Origin of the sequence: Aerococcus loyolae (assembly GCF_002871915.2) — a bacterium.
GTDB lineage: Bacteria > Bacillota > Bacilli > Lactobacillales > Aerococcaceae > Aerococcus > Aerococcus loyolae.
The window spans coordinates 1,663,455-1,681,523 of sequence record NZ_CP126958.1; the positions used below are offsets into that span (position 1 = coordinate 1,663,455).

Consider the following 18,069-nt stretch of genomic DNA (forward strand, 5'->3'; position numbering starts at 1 on the left):
CAGACGCCAGCCTTGAAGTTGAGCTCGGAAGGGTGAGGGGATGTCCTTTCAAAAAAGCTGAACGATCAGCAAGCTGATCTTATCATCTTTTTCTCCAAGGAATCTCCCTCCCTGATCCTTCCTCACATCCTTTTAACCTAATTGGTCAACAAAGTTTTTTAAACGTTTCAATCCTTCTTGAATGGATTCGTAAGAAGAGGCGTAGGAGAAACGGACATAGCCTTTACCGGCATTACCGAAGGCAAAGCCTGGTATCACCCCGACCTTGGCTTGGTGGGCTAGGTCAAGGGCAAATTGTTTGTCATCACCATGATATGATTCTGGTGCCTTGATAAAGATATAGAAGGCTCCAGCTGGGTGAACAAATTCTAAACCAATCTTAGGTAATTCTTCTAAGAGCAGGTCGCGGCGACTCTTAAATTTATCACGGGCTTCCACGACGAAGTCATCACACTCATTATAGGCAGCTATGGCCCCGTGTTGATCAGGGGTAGACACGCTGGTAACCATGGTTTGGTGGGAAACCAAGCCTTGGGTCACGTAGCCATCAGGCATGTGGATGAAACCAATCCGAAGTCCGGTCATGGCGTAACTCTTGGAAGGACCATTGAGATAGATGGTTTGGTTGGGGATTTCGTTGTAGATGGAATAATGGTCTTGGTCATAGATCATGTCTGAATAAATTTCATCACTAATGACAAAGACATCATAGCGTTTAATCACTTCGGCTAATTCACGAATTTCATCCTTGGTATAGGTATTCCCAATCGGATTATTAGGGTAGTTTAGGAGGACTAAACGCGTCTCTGGGTTAGCGTCCAAGCTTCGTTCCAAGGCCTTAGGGGTTAACTTGAAGTCGGTTTGGCTGGTATCTAAGGTTACCAATTCTGCCCCCGCAATCGCTGCTGTCATTTCATAAAGGCCAAAGAAAGGAGAAGGAACAATAATTTTATCGCCTTCATTAATGAAAACATCCATAGCGATCTTTACAGCTTCGGTGACCCCATTGGTAATAATCACATTATCAGCTTTTAAATCAAGATCTTGGGTACGTTTAAAATAAGCAACGATGGCCTCGACCAATTCTCCAAGCCCCTTAGCCGATGCATAGTGGGTCTTATTTTCATCTAGAGCCTTTTTGATGGCGTCTTTAACCGTTTCAGGGGCATTAAGATCAGGCTCCCCGATCGTGAAGGGAAGTAGACCATCAATTTGGGCAAAAGTTTCAGCAAACTCGCGAATAATAGAGGGGGCTGTATTTAAGTAACGATGATTTATTTTCACAAAAAATCCTTCCTTTCCTTTAGAAAACATTAGATATATAAATTTTTATTGATTATTATAGCATAGAAAATATGAAGTGGCGGAAAATATAAAAATTCCTCGCTATAGTTGAGGAGTAGCTATTTTGACTGACTTCCTTTAAAATATAGCTAATAATGATGCTTTTAATAAAGGAGTAATAGACGTGTTTGAAACCAGTGAAGAAAAAGCAGCGCTAAAAAAAGAAAAAGACCAAGCCAGAAAGGTCTACCAAAGCAATCAAAAACGGGCTAAAGACCTCGACCAACCTTGGCGGCAGTACTTCTTCCAGTGCCAGGCCTATCTCTACACCCATGCCGAACCCCAACTGACAATCGATGAAGACCTGACCCAACTCCTTGACCGTTTGGAAGGGGCCCAAACCCGCCATCTCTTACCCAAATACCTCTTTCCGAATGATGCCGAGGCCTATGCCCGCCAGATTATCAGAAGGCACCACTTAGTCACTATCCATGACCAACCCCACACCCTGACTAAGTACCTGTTACTCTTTCTAGTCATTTCTTATGGCTTTTACGCCCTCTTAATCTTTTTTCAAGGGTTCAGCGTCTATCATTCTTTGGGACAGGCTTTAAATATGCCCCTACCCCTAAGTGTCCTGGGTCTTTTATTGGAGCTTTTACTCTCCATCATGTTTATCTTTTTTGCCTTTCAATTCACCCGATCCAGTGACTACGGAGATGCTTGGAATGAAGGCTATAATTGGGTCTACTTAGTCATTATTACCATTATTCTCCTCCTCATCGGCTTAGTTCCTTATTTTTCCTTACTTTACCAAGTCTTAGTCATTAAGCTCCCCATTTGGCTGGTCTTTCTACTCATCCTGACCGCCAGTGGCTACCTAATCTATGACAAGGCCTTGGCTAGCCCAGACAAGGAAAAGCAAGATCTTGATGATGACCAGGAAGAAGAAAACGATGATGATGTCCGTCTGGCTAGCGGACATGGCCATGCCTTAGAGGCTGATGACCTTGAAATTGAGGAAGACAGGACGAATCGGACCGGAATTTGGGAGACCTTACTCTTCAATACCCCACTGATCAGTCGGGCTTCCTACCGGTCGCAAAAGAAAAAGCGGGCCAAGGCTGAAAAAGAAGCCAAGCTCAAGGCTGCCCGCCAAGAAAAACATGACCAAGACAGTGAAAAAGATAAGAAAGGGGAAGATCAAGAATGAAAATAGCGATCATTGGTGGAGGAATTGTCGGTTCGGTGACTGCCTTTTATCTTAGCCAGACTGACTGCCAAGTCACCCTTTACGATCGTGGCATGGGTCAGGCCACTAAGGCAGCAGCCGGCATTATCTGCCCCTGGTTCTCCAAGCGTCGCAATAAGCCATGGTACCGGATGGCCAATGCCGGGGCCCATTTTTACCCCCAATTGATCAGCGATTTATCCCAAGCAGGCATCACTTCCCAGGCCTACCAAAAACGGACGACCTGGCTTTTGAAAAAGCGGGAAAAAATGCTTGATGAACTCATGGCCATCGCTAACCGTCGTAAGGAAAAGGCCCCGCTTATTGGTCAGATCCGTCGCCTAAATCCTAGCCAGGCTCATTCGGCCCTAGCTCCTTGGACTTATGACCAGGACCTGATTCAAATTGATTCTGGAGCGGCCGTTATTGACGGCGAATTACTCTGCCAAGAACTACTCAGCGCAGCCCAAGCTAAGGGACTGACTATTATCCCTGAAGCGGTCTCCATTGACGCCATTCATTCAACCCAGGTCATCATTCAAGAAGAAAGCTATGACCGGGTCATTATCGCAGCAGGCGCTTGGCTAGGAGAAATCCTGGCCCCATACACAGAAAGTGTGGATATCCGGCCTCAAAAGGGTCAATTATTGGTTTACGACCATATCAGTCAGGCTGAACAATGGCCGCTAATTATGCCTGAGGGTCAAGCGGACATCATTCCTCACCAGGGCCAACGCCTCTTCTTAGGGGCCACGCATGAAAATGACCAAGGCTTTGACCTGACTCCCGACCTAAACGCTTTAGAGGAAATCATGACAACGGCTCAGGACTTACTGCCCGCCATTGATTTTTCAAACTACCAAGCCCTCAAGGTCGGCACCCGGGCCTATACCAGCGACTTTGCCCCCTTTTACGGGCCCCTGCCTAAATATGACCACATCTATGTCGCTTCTGGCCTAGGCTCTAGCGGCTTAACCACCGGGCCCATTATCGGCCACGAACTCGCCGCTATGGTCACAGGCAGCGGTTTACAGCTCGATCCCAGTGACTACCCGGTTGAAAACTACATTAAATGCTAATCAAATAAAAAGCGAAACTAGCCATTGCACTAGCTTCGCTTTTTATTTGCCTACAATAAACGAGTCGAGTCGCTTTCCGTCTGAATTTCTATTTGTTCTTTAATAAATCACGAATTTCCGTTAATAAGACTTCTTCATTACTTGCTTTAGCTGCTTCCGCTTTCTTTTCTTCATGTTTGAAGTGGCTAAAGGCTTTAACAATAAAGAATAAGACCAGAGAAATTAATAAGAAAGAAATAATAGCGTTAACAAAGTTCCCTACACCAAATGTGGCGCCGGCAACTTCAATGCTATAAGCCGACAAGTCGATGTTGCCTAAAATAATCCCTAATAGAGGCGTTAAAATATCTTTAACCAGGGAGTTCACAATAGCGGTGAAGGCAGTCCCCATAACAACCCCGACGGCTAATTCAATCACATTCCCCTTAGCAATAAAAGCCTTAAATTCTTGTAACATATCATAATCTCCTCTCTAGATAAAAAAACTCTTAATCAAAATGAATATAATTCAGCCAACCGATTCCAAACATGACCACCGTCATCAATAAGTGCAACTTGCGGTGCATAAATAAGATGGCGACAAACTCTCTAATTCCATGTTTGAAGGTTTCTCTCAGTGTGGTTTTGGCCCCAAAACCGGTGACTTGGTAGAGGCTTTCCAGGTTGGCATAGAGTTGACTCCGATAAAGATGGAAGGCACTGGTAATAAAAGCAATATGAGCGCTCTTGACAGGTTGGACCCGCTCGATCAGTTGCTTACTGTAGGCAAAGTTACCATGGGTGTTGGTGGCTTGGTCTTCTCGCCAAATCTTATCCTCAGGGATGCCTTGGTCTTTCAAGTACTGGGCCATAACATCAGCTTCCGACCAGTCACTCTTAGATACCGTGGCTGCCCCAGAAACAATGAGGATGGGAATGTGATGGTAGAGGAACTTCTGACGTCCCACATAGGCTAAGCATGCATCCAAGCGCATCTTTAGCATCCGGGAGACAGTATTATCACTATTAAATAAACAGCCTAGAATAATAATATAATCCTGCTTGCGATCATCCTCAATCAGCCATAGTCTCAAAGAATTGACCAGAAAGTTGATCAAAAGTAAGACATAGTAGGCCACCACAAAGTCTAAAATATGCAGCCAGTGCTTATCCGCAATCAGTTCGGGATTGAAACGGACATAATAATGCACAAAGCCCACTAGAATTAGGAAAGCCGCCAGACTCAGTCCGATGACCAGCTGGAGGTAACTATGTTCTTCCTGAAAGAGAGACAAGGCATAGGTAAACATGGCCAGTCCAAAAATTAAAAGTAAGGAAGGGGCAATGTAATTGACGAAGCCCTCTATCCCATGAAAGATTAGGGACAGCCATTGGGATTCCGCAAAGTTCGGGTCTTTTCCCATGGCGTAAAAAAGAATAATGAGTCCCAGACTAGCAATCCAAGAATCCCACAAATTACGCGGGGCAAGAATAAAGAGTAATAAAGCGATGGCAAGAAGTAAACCACCTCCTAGGTAGAAAATCATGGGGCCTCCCCACCGATTTCGTGGTAGGCCTGGTAAACTTCTTGTTTCTTTAAGCCTTTATTCTTGGCCACTTTTTTAATGGCCTCTTTAGAGGATAGCCTTTCTTCTTCCATCCACCACTCGACTTGGCCTTTGAGAGGCAGGTGGTCAATCCCTGCCTGTAACTGTTCCGCCGCTGACTTGGGATGGGGATTTCCTTCAATATAAAAGCAAATTTCCCCCTTGACGGCGGGGTTTTCCTGGTAATAAGTGCCTAATTCAGCCAAGGAGCCCCGGTTAAATTCTTCATAAGACTTGGTCAATTCCCGGACCACACAAGCTGGCCGGTCGGGACCAAAGACTTCAATGGCCGTCTCAATGGTCTGACTGATCCGGTAGGGGGACTCGTAGATCATTAGGGTTTCTCCAGCATTTTGATAGGTCATTAATTGCTGGCGGCGGTCCTTAGCCTTCTTGGGTAAGAAACCAATAAAGGTAAAAGCCTCACTCTTTAGTCCACTAGCAACCAGCCCGGTCAAGGCCGCATTGGCCCCTGGCAGAGGGATCACTGGGATACCCGCTTTTAGGCAGGCTTGGACCAATTCACTTCCTGGGTCAGAAATTACTGGCATACCAGCATCACTGACCTGGGCTAAGTTCTTGCCACTTGCCAAAAGGGAGAGAATTTCAGGGATGCGCTCCTGGGTATTATACTTATGAAAACTCTTTTGTGGCTTATCAATTTCAAAGTGATTCAATAATTTTTGTGTGTGGCGAGTATCTTCAGCCAAGATCAAGTCCACCGCTTGGAGGACTTTAAGAGCCCGGAAGGTCATGTCTTCCAGGTTACCAATCGGGGTAGGCACTAAATAAAGATTCCCCTGAGTCTCTTCATTGGCAAAACTTTTTTGTTGTTGCATGGATTCACCTTCTTTCTCTACTGCAGTCATCATCTAAACCGATCCATTGGCAGGGGATGCCCGGCCGGTAATGAAAATCCTTCACACCATATGCTTTTAGTCGTTTAATCTTTTCGGCACGTGAAAATTGCTTAAAGCGGTACTCCGCTTGGGTAGCGGCTTGGCGACTGGAAAAAGCCTTAGCAAAGACCATGGCACAGGGTCGCCGGCTGGCTGGTCGGGTATACTTAGCTCCCTTGCCGCTATTATGTTCTTCCTGCCTCCGCTCGACATCGGTAGTGTAGCCCGTATAGAGGCTATCATCATGGCAGAGAAGAACATACATGTAGTGACAGGACTGCTTATTAGCCTTGGTGGAGATAAGCCTTCACTTCTTCCGTATACACATTGTCCTTAGTATAAACATAGAGGGGGGGCAGGACTTGTAGACCCTTTTCTTGCCCCCGCTTCATAAAGTCAATGAGGAGCGTATTGGCTGGCTTATCGGGCTTAGGGTGGACAAAACGCAAGCGCTTGGGAATGAGTCGGTACTTAAGCCCAGCTTGGATTATTTCGGTCAAGCGTTCTGGCCGGTGGACCAAGACTAAGCGCCCCCGCTCCTTCAGTAAGGCTTGGCTCTGCTTAAAAATATCTTCCAAGGTCATGGCAATTTCATGCCGGGCCAGGGCCTTTTTGTCATTGGGATTAATCCATGAGTCCTGATAGACCTTAAAATAAGGCGGATTACAGGTAATCACATTCACCGATTCTGGCCTGACCAGGCGGGTGGCAGATTGAATATTGCCGGTATGGATAGTGATTTGCTCTTCTAAATGGTTTAAAGCTACCGACCGTCTGGCCATATCAGCTAATTCAGGCTGAATTTCAATCGCCTCGATTGAGGCTTGGGTCATGGCGGATAAGATCAAAGGGATGGCCCCATTTCCAGAGCAGAAGTCGACAATTTTTTGCTTCTTGGTCTTTCTCACCCGGGCAAAGTAGGCCAAAAACAAGGCATCTGTCGACAGGGAAAAAGTATCATCACTTTGGATGATCTTACGGTCAAATTGGCTTAATTGATCAATGCGCTCATTGGCTAATAGCGTCATCCAATCCCCTTTCTAACGCTTACCTTCCATACCATAAAGAATATCTAAGCAAAACATACATTGCTCAGCATTTTCTCGTCTTTGGCCATAGGAAATATTACAAATATGAAAGCCATCTTCATAAATATTTAAGAGGTTTTGTAAGGCCGGTGAGCGTTGCCCATCCTTTTCTTCGGGAGCGGTCTCCTTCTCTTCCGGCTGTTCGTTGGCTAATAATTGGTTGACCCGCTCTCTTAAATAATGGTTTTCCATCTGTAGGTCTTGATTTTTGATTAATTCTTTACCCCACTCATCGGTAATTGTCTCTAGTTCGGTCTGCATTTGGCCCAGTTGCTCGCTGAGGGTATTGAGGCGAGTGACAATATCTCTTGTCTCCATACTATCATTCCTTATTACATATTCTGATAGACCATTAAACTCAAAACCTATTTTATCATATTTCTATTTTTTTCGATGGGAGAGACTGAAGTTTTTTCTGGCTTTTTAAAACAAGGAAAAAATTGAACCAGTCTTATTCTCATTTGCCCTTTTTTCCAGTAGACTAAGGATAAAATCAGCGAGAAGGAGCCAGTATGTTAGATTTTAATGCCACTTACCATTGGATTAGTCACTATGAGGACAATGAACTCTACCAATTCTTTATTAACCAAGCCGCCCGCCATGTGCCGCTCAGTAACTTCATGGCCCTCGATTTTAAGCCCGGTCTGGACGAATGGCTGATCTTGGAGGAGCAGTATATGGACTATGCTTGTGCCTTCGACCTGCCCGAAATCAGTATCCACCTGCCCATGAACCAAGGGGTGGATGAGGCACTTTATGCCTATCTTTCTGAAGCCGGCTACCAATTGGCAATCACTGAGCTGGTCAGTCTAGCAAGCAAGCCGACCCCGAGCGGCAAAAATCAGCCCAAAAATCTTGACTTAAAAGAAATTACCGCTGATAGCCTGCCCGCTTTTCTAGCCTTTCAAGCCCATTATGATAAGGACTATGGTTTAGCCTACCAAGAGGAAATGCAGGGCTACTACCGCGAAGCCTTTCTGAAGGACAATATTCATCAGTTGGCCGTCTTTGACCAAGGGCAAGTAATCGCAGTCATGCAAGTGATCACTTCTCGCTACTACATTGAGATTGACCACCTGACCGTGAGGGAAGACTGGCAGAAACAGGAAATTGGCCGTTGGCTAGTCCAATGGGCTTATAAGCAGGGACAGGAAGCTGAGAAGACACTGATCTTAGTTTGTGACGCGGATAGTCCAGCCCGGCAATTTTACGACCACCTAGGTTTTGTGGGCCAGGGATTTGAATTAGCCTTCTCTCGACCGATTGACCAGGACTTTAAAGAGCAATTTTACTATCAAGACTAGACCATTAAAAAAGTGCTTCTCGCAAATTTTCTAACTTGCGAGAAGCACTTTTTCTTTGGTTTACAGGTATTTTTTCTCTAAGTTCCAGCTTTCTAAGACAAAGTATTCCAAGCTGGCCTGGGGGCTGACATTTTGTTTGATCATTTTTTGCGCCTTGGTCACTAATTTTAACAGGTCAAGGAATAAGCCTTCAGGGTAGGCCTGGTATTTGGCCTGGTGGTTGGTTTTTAGATCCGGGCGAACGAGGACCTGGTCTAAGGTCTCCTGCTTCCTTTGACTCTTAATTAAGAGACAATCCCTAAGTAAGAGGGTCAACAGTTGCAACAAGAGCTGGTTATCCTGGCGGCTGCGGGAGATTTTCATCCAATCAGTAGCTACCATGGTAAAGGCGCGCCCGTCTCTGGCCACAATGAGCTGAAGCCATTGGTCGAGGCGCTGGCACTGGTCATGGAAGACCTGATTCTCATTTAAAGCCAAAGCACTATCCAAGTCCGTCGTCAACCAGGCAATCACCTGGGCCTGGGCCTTAGCAATCCCTTGATCAACAAAGAGACGGACGGCCTGGTCAACCGCTAGGGAAGGGAAGTGAATCACCTGACAGCGGGATTGAACGGTCGGTAAGATCGCCTCCCGGTTATTGGTCAAGAGGAAGATATAGACATCTTGATGGGGTTCTTCTAGAAATTTCAATAAAGAATTAGCCGCTTGCGGCGTCATGGATTCCGCTGCCTCAATCACAAAGACTTTGACCCGGCCTTCTAAACCGGTCAGGGATAGATTGTGCTTGAGCTCACGGATTTGGTCAATTTTAATGCTGTTAGCATCCTTAGTCAGCCATTCCACATCACTATGGTCGCCTCGGATTACCCGCTGGCAGTGGTCACAGCGGCCACAAGGTTTATCTTCTTGACTACAAAATAAAGCCGCTGCCAGAAAGATCGCCATGTCAGCTTGACCAGAGCCCGCGTTGCCCTCAAATAAATAAGCATGGGCTAAACGTCTATTCTGGATGACTTGGCGCATCAACTGAGCCAGTTGGCTTTGTTTTTCTTCAATGGCAAAGGCTTGGGTCATTATGGCTGTCCTTTCTACTAAGAAAAAAATTGGGGAAAGCGCTGACGAATCAACTCATAAGCGTCTGCCTGCATGGCTGCGGCGGGTTGGCTCGCATCAATAGCGACAATCCGGTCAGGGTTTTCTTTCAAGAGGTCTTGGTAGCCTTGAATCACCCGGCGGTGAAAGGCGATGGATTCTTGGTCCAAGCGGTTGATCTCATCAGTCCGGCCGGCTTCAATCCGGGCAATGCCCTCTTCGGCGGAAATATCACAGTAGAGGGTTAAATCGGGCAGTAAGCCGTCGGTAGCAAAGTCATTGATCCACTTGACAGCCTGGCCCCCAAGTTCTCGCCCATACCCTTGGTAGGCAATGGAACTATCCACATAGCGGTCACAGAGAACCATGTTCCCAGCGACTAGAGCGGGCCGGATCTTTTGAGCCAGGTGCTGGGCACGACTCGCCGCATAGAGTAGGGCCTCCGACCGCGCATCGAGTGCCGTATTCGCTGGGGAAAGGATAATATCACGAATTTCTTCAGCGATCCGGTCGCCACCCGGCTCCCTAGAAAAAATGGGGGCCTGCTTTAAATCCTGGTCCAAACGTGCCTTGAGTCCTTTGATTAGGGTGGTTTTTCCTGACCCATCCGGTCCTTCAATGCTTATAAATACACCTGACATCCTTATCCTCCTCTTAGAGTTCCTGACGACCATCAAGGGCCCGCATGAGTGTCATCTCATCCGCATATTCAATATCGCTACCCACCGAAAGGCCATAGGCAATCCGACTGACCTTGATTTGGGCAGGCTTAATTAAACGCGCTAGATAGGTAGCCGTCGCCTCCCCTTCAGCGGTCGCATTGGTAGCAATGATCACTTCTTTAATCTGAGTATCCTGTAAACGTTGCAGGAGCGAGCGAATATTTAAGTCATCCGGCCCGGTCCCATCCATGGGTGAGAGCACCCCATGAAGGACATGATACTTGCCGTGGTAATTTTGCATTCTCTCCATAGCCATCACATCACGGGCCTCTTCAACCACCATCAGCACAGACCCATCCCGGTCATCATCACGGCAGATTAAACAAGGATCTTCCTGGGTAACATTGCCACAGACCGAGCAGGTAGTCATTTCCTGCTTAACCCGGTGCAAGGCCTCGGCAAAATCATTCACATCGGCCTGGTCCATATCCAGGACAAAAAATGCTAAACGAGCCGCCGTCTTTGCCCCAATCCCAGGTAATTTCTTAAAGCTATCGATCAGGCGAGCGATCGGTTCGGGATATTGCATAGTTTCAACTCCTTCTAATGAAAAAGTGGGGAAAGTCTTCAGACAACTTGAGTCTGAGCTCCCCCACTTCCTAAAGCAAGTTCCTAGAAGCCGGGAAAGCCTTTAGAAAGGTTCCCCATATTCGATTCTTGAGCACTATCCACCTTACTTAAACCGTCATTGACTGCAGCAATAAGAAGGTCACTGAGCATATCAGGATCTTCAGGATCAATCACTGCTGGATCCATTTCAATCGCTTTGACCCGGCGGTCGCCTCCCACCTTGGCCTTAATCATACCTGAGGGCTCCTTGCCTTCAAAGACTTGTTTTTCCAAGTCCTTTTGCGATTCTTCTAATTTTGCTTGCATTTTTTTGGCTTCTTTGAGCATTTTTTGCATATTCATCATATTGTTTGCCATTTCATTTCCTCTTTCCTTCTTTGATTAATCATTGCTGAGGGTTATATGATCATTGTCAGCCCCAAAAAGATCAGCCATGGTCTGGGTGAGCGGATCTTGGGCTTCTTGGTCTTCCTTTGCCAGCCATGCTGAAGTCGACTCCTCTTGCGCTTGTGAGCGATCGGCTTTTTGGTCTGCAGGAACTTCAGCCTCTTGGTCAGCGACTGGACTGGCTGGACTGTCGGCTTGGTCGGATCCATTGTTTTCCTTTTCGGCTTGGGACTGGATCAGTTCATCCTTGCGGCCTTCGTGGTAGGCCTTGACATAACGGCCCCTGGCTTCCTGCCATTGATCACTAGTCATCACCAGCATCCGGCCGGGGTGGTTAATTTGATTTTGCAAGTGGTTGGCGACTGCCTTTTGTAATTCCTTGTCCTCAAATACCCTTTGGCAGAAAATTTCATAGTCAAAACTCAAGACAAAGGCCTCGGGGCTGGCAGCTACCGGCTCGGTTTGGTGGAGGAGGGCCTGTTGGACAGTAGGAAGAGACCCGACCACCTGATCCCAAACACTGCTTAGCTGGTTGAGGTCGGTTTTTGTGGCCTGGCTCAGGGTTTTATAGATGGCTGAATAGGCCGGCTTAAATTGCCCTTGGACCTGCTTGGGCCGCTTATCATTCGCTGACTTAGCTGCCTCTTTAGCAGGGGCGGGGCTGGCTGAGGCTTGCCCTTGACTGGCTTGCAGTTGAGCAAGTTCTTCTTTTAAGGCTTGGACTTCTTGATTTAATTGGGTCAAGTGCTTTTGTTCCCCATCACTTGGAACCTGGTCAGTCGCTCGCGAGGGACTACTTTCTCTATCTGGCCAGTCAGCCAACTTAATGGTGGCCACTTCTAAATAAATATCGCCTTGGATAGCAAAGCGAATATCTTCTTGAACCGAGCGAAATTCTTTCATCATTTGGTAGATCAGCTGGCGGTCTAAGCCCTTGGCCAAGTCGTAGAAGGACTGGTCATAGTTTTTTATCAGATCCGTCTCTTGAGCGGCTTGACTTTGGTTAGCTAATAAGAGGTCCCGAGTAAAGAGCAACATTTCCTCAACAAAACGGCTGGCTTCTCGGCCCGCTTGAAGGATCTGCCTTAAAACCTCCAGGGCTTGGTCCGTGTCGCCTTGGCTTATGGCGGCGACATAGCTAATTTTTTGCTCATCGCTTAAAATTCCCGTCACTTGTCGGGTCATGGCCGTGGTAATCGTCCCTTGGGAGAAAGAAATCACCTGGTCCAAGAGACTCAAAGCATCCCGCATGCCTCCATTGGCATCTTGGGCAATCAGGTCCAAGGCTTCGGCTTCATAAGTAACCCCCTCTTGGTCTAAGATATAGGCCATCCGCTCCTTGATGGCTTGGTTAGAGAGCCGTTTAAAGTCAAAGCGCTGGGTACGTGAAATCACAGTTGCCGGAATTTTGTGGGCTTCGGTAGTCGCTAAGATGAAGATGACCCGGCTGGGTGGCTCTTCCAAGGTTTTTAACAGGGCATTAAAAGCCCCGGTTGAGAGCATGTGGACTTCATCGATAATGTAGACCTTATAAGTCGCCTCAGTAGGGGCATAACGGACCTTGTCGCGGATATCCCGGATTTCCTCCACCCCATTGTTAGACGCCGCATCGATTTCAATCACATCCGCCAAACGGCCTTCGGTAATGGCCTGGCAGAGATGGCATGCATTGCAGGGTTCACCATCTTTTTGTTGGGGACAGTTAATCGCCTTAGCAAAAATTTTAGCGGCAGAGGTCTTCCCTGTTCCCCGCGGGCCATTAAATAAATAAGCATGGCTGGTCTTATCTTGGCTGATAGCATTCTTCAAGGTCCTTGAAACCGCTTCTTGGCCGACAATATCCGCAAAAGTCTGCGGCCGCCACTTCCGGTATAAAGCTTGATAACTCATCATGGCCTCCCTTCCTTCATTCTCAACCATTATAACCAAATCCCCTCTAGATATCCATGGATGAGCTAAAATACTCTCGGCCAGCTAGCTCGTAAAAGTACGGCTCTTGGGCCAAGTCTTTAGGGATTAAGGGAAAATTCTTAGTCATTTTTTGAAAATAAAAAAGTTGGAACCTTTGTCCCAACCTTGAATAAGTGCATAACGTACAACACAAGACAAGCAAATGCTTATAGCTGCTTCCTTCCGGATCTGACTCGGTTCACACCCTTGCCTTTGTCGTACGGTCTTTCGACAAATTATATACTAGCATGTTTTTAGCTCACTTGTCAAACCCTAAGACTTGGGTTTGCGGGAAGCGGCCTTGCGACGCTTGCGCAGGTCCTTAAAAAAACGCTTGAGGAGTTGACTGCATTCCTCTCCTCTCAGCCCACTCACTAAGTCAACTTGGTGGTTGAGCCTGGGATCTTGGACCAAATTCATGAGTGACCCACAGCTTCCCGCCTTAGGGTCACTGGCCCCATAGTAGAGGCAGCGAATCCGGCTCAAGACAATGGCCCCACTACACATGCTACAAGGCTCTAGGGTGACATAGAGGTCAACATCATTCAAGCGCCAATTATTTAAGTAGCGGTTGGCCTGGCGAATCGCCTGCATTTCGGCATGGTCAGTAGCATCCTGGCTCTTTTCGCGTAGATTATAACCCCGTCCAATCACCTGACCTTGGTAAACGGCCACTGCCCCAATGGGAACCTCATCAATCGCTTGGGCCTTTTTGGCTAGGTCAATGGCGGCTTGCATAAAATCATCTGCCTTGTCATCCATGGCTCATCCCCCCTCTAACTTCCTTTTATTATAACTAAGAGCAGACGAAAGGAGCAAGTGTGACCAGGAGTCTTCCTTAATCACTTGAAGCAGTCTGCTTTTGCTTCAGGCTAAGCACCCCTTTCAGAAAAAAAAGCTCTTGACTGCAGCAGCCAAGAGCTAAAATGATTATTTAGCGTTCAGTAATTGTTCTTTAGTATGAACCAGACTGGTTAAGAATTGGTTATAAGGGGTTGGCACATTGAGTTTTTCACCCTTTTGGGCGATAGCACCGTTAATGTAGTCAATTTCAGTAAGGCGGTGATTGGTAACCAAGTCTTGGTACATGGATGGGAAGTGACCACCAATGGTTTCGCGGTTAAAGCATTCACCCACGTGTTCGATCATTTCATCCAGGTCCATTTCCACCCCTTCGGCATTGGCCACATCAACCACTTCTTTAACTAATTGGTTAATGAGATCGTGGGAAGCTTGAGCGTCTCCCAAGTCTGCCATATTACATTCTAAGATCGTACACAAGCCGTTCATGGTGGCGTTAACGCAGACTTTCTTGTAGATGAGGTAGTAGATTTCTTTTTCATAGATCCCGTTTAGGCCAGCTTCATCGAGTAATTCAACGATTTTCTTAGCTGCTGCTGCCGATTCCTCGCTCTTACCCAGGTTAAGTAGGTTCACATAGCCATTACCGAATAACTTCGGACGCCCAGGGCCTTCTAAGCCAGCTGTCCACATGGTGTTTCCTAAAACGATTTGTTCATCATCAAAATATTGACGGAGGATGTCATCATAGCCAATCCCGTTCATGAGACATAAAACCTTGGTTTGGTCAGTCACAATGGAGCGAGTTGCTTGGATAGCGTCTTCCAATTGCATGGCCTTGGTGAAAACAATTAATAAGTCTGCCTTCAAGTCAGGGTCATAGTCATCGAATGAATAGATATCAATATCGACTTGAACCTCTTCCCCGTTATAGTTAGCGCGGATTCCGTGTTCGCGGATGGCTGCAATATTCTTATCCCACCCATCGAGTAAGACAACATCCTTACCAGCTTTTTTAAACATTAAGCCGAAACGGGAACCCATACCACCGGCACCCAATATAACAATTTTCATCTTTTTTCCTCCTTCACTGTTTGGCAAAATACAATGTGTTAAATTTACTTTTGTCTATTGTAGCATGGATTTTCCCAATTACAAAAAGCTTTTATAATAAAATAAAAAGCGGTCTGACCGAGTCATAACCGCTTCATGTAGTTAAGTATTGCTGTTTAGTGCCAAAGCACTCGCATCGATGAGAGTTTAGGCAAAACGTTCTACCCATTCAGGTAAATCAAGTTGATCAACTTGTTTAGCTAGACGTTTTCCTTGCTTTTGTGCCTTATCAGAAACATCGTCCCAAGCCTTGCTTAGCGTTTGATTTTGGTCTTCTTCATACATTGCCAAGGCGACAATGGCTGTAATAGCAGCAGCTGTACCTAAACCAATTAATACTAATTTTGTTGTCTTGTCCATAGTAACCCTCCTCTTTATTAAGCTTGTCTTTATCATACACTAAAAGCGATATAAAGTCTTCTTTGGACTATCCGAGGGACAGACTTTCCTCGACCTTGGCCAAATCAGCCTGACTTTCGCTGCCGTCTCCGTGTTGGGTACGGATGTAGAAATTGCCTTGGCGACTACCCACTTGGAGGCGGTCTCCCGCTTGGACCTTGCCTTCAATAAGCAAGTCACTCAGGGCATCTTCAATTTGTCTTTGGATGAGACGGCGAACTGGCCGGGCGCCCATTTCTGGGTCATAACCGTCCTTAGCCAGTTGCTTAATCGCCCCATTGGTAAAGCGTAAGGTCAATCCTTGTTCTTCAACTTGTTGGCTAATTTGATCGGTAAATTTGCGGACAATCTCCTTCAAGTTATCTTGACTCAGGGCGTGGAAGACGATCACTTCGTCAACCCGGTTAAGAAACTCCGGTCGGAAAGTCTTCTTCAAAGCATCCAAGACTTGCTTCTTCATGGTTTGATAGTCTTTTTCTTGGTTTCCTTGGCCAAAGCCGACCAACTTCTCATCCCGTAATTCAGTGGCCCCAATATTAGAGGTCATGATAACCACAGTATTTCTGAAGTCCACCGTCCGACCCTTGCTGTCAGTGATATAACCGTCATCGAGGACTTGGAGTAAGAGGTCAAAAACATCCGGATGGGCCTTCTCAATTTCATCAAAGAGGACAATAGAATAAGGGTGTTGACGGATCTTTTCAGTCAGTTGGCCCCCTTCTTCGTAGCCAATATAACCAGGTGCTGACCCGATCATCCGGCTAGAAGAATATTTCTCCATGTATTCAGACATATCTAATCGAATCAGGGCCTCTTGGGAGCCAAAGAGAGTTTCGGCTAAGGTCTTGGCTAATTCGGTTTTCCCAACCCCGGTCGGGCCGAGAAACATAAAGGAACCAATAGGACGGTTTCTTTGTCCTAAACCACTGCGTGAGCGTTTGATGGCCCGGGCGACGGCATTGACTGCTTCATCCTGGCCCTTGATCCGGTCATGGAGACGGTCCTCTAGGTGAATTAAGCGGTCATTGTCACTTTGACTCAGCTCTTGCACAGGAATACCGGTCCACGCATGGATCAAGTTTTCCACGTCTTGGCTAGTCAAGCTTAAGTCATAGCTGTCTTGACCCTCTTGGTCGCCTTCATCTTCTTCCAAACGACCGAGCTCTCTGACTAAGTCTGCTTGTTGGGCATGGACCGCAGCCGCCTTTTGAAAGGCCTGGTTACGGACATGGTATTCTTTTTCTTGGTTGAGACGTTTTAATTCCTGTTCAATTTGATATTTCTTTCGCCGAGCCCCATTAGCTATCGGATTATCCAGACGCTTGGTAGCGGCTGCCTCGTCCATAACATCAATAGCCTTATCCGGTAGGAAACGGTCCGACAGATAACGGGAACTCAAGCGTACACAGGCGCTAATGCTGTCATCAGGGATGGCCACTTGGTGGTATTTTTCATAAGCAGGCCGGATCCCTTTCAGGATGGCCTCAGTATCTTCCAGGCTTGGTTCTTCAACTAAAATTTTAGCAAAACGTCTTTCCAAGGCCGCATCTTTTTCAATGTATTTTTGGTATTCATTGAGGGTGGTTGCCCCAATTAATTGGACTTGGCCCCGGCTCAGGGCAGGTTTTAGCAGGTTGGAGGCATCAATCGCCCCTTCTGCTCCCCCAGCACCAATAATGGTATGAATTTCATCGATAAAGAGAATAATATTGCCTTGATCTTCAATTTCTTCAATTAAATGCTTCATCCGGTCTTCAAACTCACCACGGTACTTAGTCCCAGCCACTAAAGACCCGATATCTAAGACCATGAGGCGTTTATCCAGCAAGTTTTCGGGAACCTGGTGCTGGCTCATTTGGATGGCCAGGGCTTCAACAATGGCGGTTTTGCCGACACCCGGTTCACCAACTAAAACAGGGTTATTCTTGGTCCGGCGGCTTAAGACTTGCATAAGCCGGCGCATTTCTTGTTGGCGGCCGATCACTGGGTCCAACTTGCCATCCTTGGCAGCTTGAGTCAGGTCCTTGGCAATACTATCCAGGGTTGGCGTTTTGCTTTTGCCTTGTTTGCCCCGTGGCTTTTTCGTCCGATTTCTGACCGGTTCTTTTTGCCCTAACATCTGATAGACATCACTACGCAGGCGATTAACATCTATATCGAGATTCTTAAGCAGGCGGTTAGCCAGGGTTTCCTCATTGATCAAGGCCAATAATAAGTGTTCCGTACCAATTAAAGAAGCCTGCATGGACTTGGCTAAGTCTCTGGCTTGGTTGAGGACTTCTTGCATCCGTGGGGAAAACTGTACCTGGTCTTCCTGACTGGTCGCTGTGTCACTGGTCCCATAGCCGGTAACAAATTCAATCTCTTCGCGAAGACTCTCATAACTTGGCAAGTAGTCGCTTAAGACGGCATGAGCAACACCTTCACTTTCGCGGTATAAGCCCAAAAGCATATGCTCGCTACCAATGGCTGGATGACGAAAGTATTCAGCTTCTTCTTTGGCAAATCCAATCGCGGTCTTGGCTTTTTCAGTATAGATGTCTTTCATAGTTGTCTCCTTTTCT

Annotated in this window: 19 protein-coding genes and 1 other RNA gene; 3 read left to right on the forward strand and 17 right to left on the reverse strand. The window is 46.7% G+C overall.

Annotated features, from left to right (window positions below; translation table 11 throughout):
* Positions 1-132 precede the first annotated feature (132 nt).
* Positions 133-1,284 carry a pyridoxal phosphate-dependent aminotransferase gene (locus CJ190_RS07530; RefSeq protein ID WP_064292600.1) on the reverse strand — a complete coding sequence of 384 codons (1,152 nt, stop codon included), beginning with the start codon at positions 1,282-1,284 and terminating at the stop codon, positions 133-135.
* A gap of 184 nt (positions 1,285-1,468) precedes the next feature.
* Here CJ190_RS07530 and CJ190_RS07535 point away from each other — a divergent pair, with 184 nt between their 5' ends.
* Both CJ190_RS07535 and CJ190_RS07540 read left to right on the forward strand, forming a co-directional pair.
* Positions 1,469-2,497: a hypothetical protein gene (locus tag CJ190_RS07535; protein WP_070597946.1), complete on the forward strand. Its 1,029-nt coding sequence runs from the start codon at positions 1,469-1,471 to the stop codon at positions 2,495-2,497.
* The gene (locus CJ190_RS07540) at positions 2,494-3,594 is read left to right on the forward strand and encodes an NAD(P)/FAD-dependent oxidoreductase (RefSeq protein WP_070597947.1); all 1,101 of its coding nucleotides are present in this window, start codon (positions 2,494-2,496) and stop codon (positions 3,592-3,594) included. The genes CJ190_RS07535 and CJ190_RS07540 overlap by 4 nt, the downstream gene beginning before the upstream one ends.
* 88 nt (positions 3,595-3,682) lie before the next feature.
* Here CJ190_RS07540 and mscL read toward each other — a convergent pair whose 3' ends face one another.
* Genes mscL through CJ190_RS07570 form a run of 6 tightly spaced genes read right to left on the reverse strand, consistent with a single transcriptional unit; the run spans position 3,683 to position 7,485 of the window.
* A complete protein-coding gene (mscL, locus tag CJ190_RS07545; protein ID WP_070597948.1) occupies positions 3,683-4,051 on the reverse strand; it encodes a large conductance mechanosensitive channel protein MscL in 369 nt (122 codons plus the stop codon).
* A gap of 31 nt (positions 4,052-4,082) precedes the next feature.
* The gene (locus CJ190_RS07550; protein WP_070597949.1) at positions 4,083-5,120 is read right to left on the reverse strand and encodes a YdcF family protein; all 1,038 of its coding nucleotides are present in this window, start codon (positions 5,118-5,120) and stop codon (positions 4,083-4,085) included.
* On the reverse strand, positions 5,117-6,019 hold the full coding sequence (rsmI, locus tag CJ190_RS07555; RefSeq protein ID WP_070597966.1) for a 16S rRNA (cytidine(1402)-2'-O)-methyltransferase: 903 nt from the start codon (positions 6,017-6,019) through the stop codon (positions 5,117-5,119). The genes CJ190_RS07550 and rsmI overlap by 4 nt, the downstream gene beginning before the upstream one ends.
* Positions 6,020-6,023: 4 nt before the next feature.
* Positions 6,024-6,344 (reverse strand): GIY-YIG nuclease family protein, encoded by a 321-nt coding sequence (locus CJ190_RS07560; protein ID WP_070597950.1) that lies wholly within the window; start codon positions 6,342-6,344, stop codon positions 6,024-6,026.
* Positions 6,345-6,363: 19 nt separating this feature from the next.
* On the reverse strand, positions 6,364-7,107 hold the full coding sequence (locus tag CJ190_RS07565) for a tRNA1(Val) (adenine(37)-N6)-methyltransferase (protein ID WP_070597951.1): 744 nt from the start codon (positions 7,105-7,107) through the stop codon (positions 6,364-6,366).
* A 12-nt stretch (positions 7,108-7,119) separates the two neighbouring features.
* Positions 7,120-7,485, reverse strand: coding sequence for a DNA replication initiation control protein YabA (locus tag CJ190_RS07570; RefSeq protein ID WP_070597952.1), 366 nt, complete (start codon positions 7,483-7,485; stop codon positions 7,120-7,122).
* 194 nt (positions 7,486-7,679) lie between these two features.
* Here CJ190_RS07570 and CJ190_RS07575 point away from each other — a divergent pair, with 194 nt between their 5' ends.
* Positions 7,680-8,471: a GNAT family N-acetyltransferase gene (locus CJ190_RS07575; protein ID WP_070597953.1), complete on the forward strand. Its 792-nt coding sequence runs from the start codon at positions 7,680-7,682 to the stop codon at positions 8,469-8,471.
* Positions 8,472-8,531: 60 nt separating this feature from the next.
* On the opposite strand, the gene holB is transcribed toward CJ190_RS07575, so the two are convergent.
* The 10 genes from holB to CJ190_RS07625 form a co-directional block, all read right to left on the reverse strand.
* A complete protein-coding gene (gene holB, locus CJ190_RS07580; protein WP_070597954.1) occupies positions 8,532-9,545 on the reverse strand; it encodes a DNA polymerase III subunit delta' in 1,014 nt (337 codons plus the stop codon).
* A 17-nt stretch (positions 9,546-9,562) separates the two neighbouring features.
* Complete coding sequence (tmk, locus tag CJ190_RS07585; protein WP_070597955.1) at positions 9,563-10,204, reverse strand: dTMP kinase; 642 nt, start codon at positions 10,202-10,204, stop codon at positions 9,563-9,565.
* Positions 10,205-10,217: 13 nt separating this feature from the next.
* A complete protein-coding gene (gene recR / locus CJ190_RS07590) occupies positions 10,218-10,814 on the reverse strand; it encodes a recombination mediator RecR (RefSeq protein WP_070597956.1) in 597 nt (198 codons plus the stop codon).
* Between the two features lie 83 nt (positions 10,815-10,897).
* Positions 10,898-11,212 (reverse strand): YbaB/EbfC family nucleoid-associated protein, encoded by a 315-nt coding sequence (locus tag CJ190_RS07595; RefSeq protein ID WP_060778736.1) that lies wholly within the window; start codon positions 11,210-11,212, stop codon positions 10,898-10,900.
* Between the two features lie 24 nt (positions 11,213-11,236).
* Complete coding sequence (gene dnaX / locus CJ190_RS07600) at positions 11,237-13,132, reverse strand: DNA polymerase III subunit gamma/tau (protein ID WP_257876531.1); 1,896 nt, start codon at positions 13,130-13,132, stop codon at positions 11,237-11,239.
* Between the two features lie 196 nt (positions 13,133-13,328).
* Positions 13,329-13,418: signal recognition particle sRNA small type (gene ffs / locus CJ190_RS07605), an RNA gene on the reverse strand.
* 47 nt (positions 13,419-13,465) lie between these two features.
* A complete protein-coding gene (tadA, locus tag CJ190_RS07610) occupies positions 13,466-13,954 on the reverse strand; it encodes a tRNA adenosine(34) deaminase TadA (RefSeq protein ID WP_070597958.1) in 489 nt (162 codons plus the stop codon).
* A 168-nt stretch (positions 13,955-14,122) separates the two neighbouring features.
* Positions 14,123-15,067: a 2-dehydropantoate 2-reductase gene (locus CJ190_RS07615; RefSeq protein ID WP_070597959.1), complete on the reverse strand. Its 945-nt coding sequence runs from the start codon at positions 15,065-15,067 to the stop codon at positions 14,123-14,125.
* Between the two features lie 186 nt (positions 15,068-15,253).
* Positions 15,254-15,466: a hypothetical protein gene (locus CJ190_RS07620; RefSeq protein WP_070597960.1), complete on the reverse strand. Its 213-nt coding sequence runs from the start codon at positions 15,464-15,466 to the stop codon at positions 15,254-15,256.
* Between the two features lie 67 nt (positions 15,467-15,533).
* Entirely contained in the window at positions 15,534-18,053 is a 2,520-nt protein-coding gene (locus CJ190_RS07625) for an ATP-dependent Clp protease ATP-binding subunit (RefSeq protein ID WP_070597961.1), read from the reverse strand.
* Between the last annotated feature and the right edge of the window lie 16 nt (positions 18,054-18,069).

Coding starts and splice junctions, on each gene's coding strand:
- CJ190_RS07595 (WP_060778736.1), bottom strand. CDS start 11,212: ATGGCAAACAATATGATGAATATGCAAAAAATGCTCAAAGAAGCCAAA.
- CJ190_RS07565 (WP_070597951.1), bottom strand. CDS start 7,107: ATGACGCTATTAGCCAATGAGCGCATTGATCAATTAAGCCAATTTGAC.
- CJ190_RS07570 (WP_070597952.1), bottom strand. CDS start 7,485: ATGGAGACAAGAGATATTGTCACTCGCCTCAATACCCTCAGCGAGCAA.
- CJ190_RS07560 (WP_070597950.1), bottom strand. CDS start 6,344: ATGTATGTTCTTCTCTGCCATGATGATAGCCTCTATACGGGCTACACT.
- CJ190_RS07615 (WP_070597959.1), bottom strand. CDS start 15,067: ATGAAAATTGTTATATTGGGTGCCGGTGGTATGGGTTCCCGTTTCGGC.
- mscL (WP_070597948.1), bottom strand. CDS start 4,051: ATGTTACAAGAATTTAAGGCTTTTATTGCTAAGGGGAATGTGATTGAA.
- CJ190_RS07550 (WP_070597949.1), bottom strand. CDS start 5,120: ATGATTTTCTACCTAGGAGGTGGTTTACTTCTTGCCATCGCTTTATTA.
- CJ190_RS07540 (WP_070597947.1), top strand. CDS start 2,494: ATGAAAATAGCGATCATTGGTGGAGGAATTGTCGGTTCGGTGACTGCC.
- recR (WP_070597956.1), bottom strand. CDS start 10,814: ATGCAATATCCCGAACCGATCGCTCGCCTGATCGATAGCTTTAAGAAA.
- CJ190_RS07625 (WP_070597961.1), bottom strand. CDS start 18,053: ATGAAAGACATCTATACTGAAAAAGCCAAGACCGCGATTGGATTTGCC.
- tadA (WP_070597958.1), bottom strand. CDS start 13,954: ATGGATGACAAGGCAGATGATTTTATGCAAGCCGCCATTGACCTAGCC.
- CJ190_RS07575 (WP_070597953.1), top strand. CDS start 7,680: ATGTTAGATTTTAATGCCACTTACCATTGGATTAGTCACTATGAGGAC.
- holB (WP_070597954.1), bottom strand. CDS start 9,545: ATGACCCAAGCCTTTGCCATTGAAGAAAAACAAAGCCAACTGGCTCAG.
- dnaX (WP_257876531.1), bottom strand. CDS start 13,132: ATGAGTTATCAAGCTTTATACCGGAAGTGGCGGCCGCAGACTTTTGCG.
- tmk (WP_070597955.1), bottom strand. CDS start 10,204: ATGTCAGGTGTATTTATAAGCATTGAAGGACCGGATGGGTCAGGAAAA.
- rsmI (WP_070597966.1), bottom strand. CDS start 6,019: ATGCAACAACAAAAAAGTTTTGCCAATGAAGAGACTCAGGGGAATCTT.
- CJ190_RS07620 (WP_070597960.1), bottom strand. CDS start 15,466: ATGGACAAGACAACAAAATTAGTATTAATTGGTTTAGGTACAGCTGCT.